This window comes from Vibrio sp. 1580, assembly GCF_033340055.1.
The window spans coordinates 1-899 of the sequence record NZ_JAWOVT010000122.1; the positions used below are offsets into that span (position 1 = coordinate 1).

The window sequence follows — 899 nt, forward strand, 5'->3', positions numbered from 1 at the left end:
CCATTTTGATTCGAATTGGCTCTTTTAAATCGACAGGCAGTAACTTGATCGCATCTCGCAGGGCTGAACGTCTCAACTCAAATTGATACAACGCGATTTGCTCACGAAGTTGCTTTTGTACCGCTTCACCATGAATAAACGAGGCAAAGGTATCCAACTCTTCTAAGTGGTGACCTTTTTTACTAATGATAGAAACAGGTTTGATGGAGATCTGATCGTTGAGCATTTTGGCATCAAACCCTTCCAACAACATTGGTTTGAGTTGGTTAATCGCATCAACCACGCCATCCACTAAACCAGTTTGTAACAAACGTACTGCTTCGTTATGACCTTTATAAGGAACTTGTTTTAACTCTGGATGATACTGTTTGATCAGTTCTGAGTAGATGGTGTTTTGAGGCACACCAACACGCGAAATATCATCTAATGTCGAGTCGCTCAGCCCATATAGGTATGTGTATTCAATGTTTGTTGGTCGGGAATAGCTGAAACGCTCGGCGCGAGTATCGGTATAGGTAATGTTGGCAGCAAAGTCCGCGTCTTCATTCGCGACTGCATCTAAAATGGCATCAAAACTCGCGTAGTTGATGTACTCAACACTCACACCAAATTCAGTGGATACCGCATCAAATAAAACGCGAGTGACAACATCATCCGCTTCTGTCGCGATTTTATAGTGAGGCTGTAATGAAGGTTCGGCCTTTACATGAAGGCTTGGCAATAGACAAGCGAAAAGCAGCAGCGTTCGAGCAAGTGTTATCATGACAAACTTATCTAAAATTAACCACTTACAGTGTGGTTATTATTATGGAAAGTAGAATAATTATGAAATGATGAACATATACTAATTCACTTATTGTTTCACAATCAATTCAACAGTCTGCCGCACGGGTCACTTT

The 899-nt window shown here is 41.3% G+C and carries 1 protein-coding gene; it reads right to left on the bottom strand.

The genetic code is table 11. From position 1 onward, the window contains the following. A partial coding sequence (locus tag R7093_RS24450) for a substrate-binding periplasmic protein (protein ID WP_318146916.1) occupies positions 1 to 763 on the bottom strand: 763 nt, incomplete at its 3' end. Positions 764 to 899: the final 136 nt, after the last annotated feature.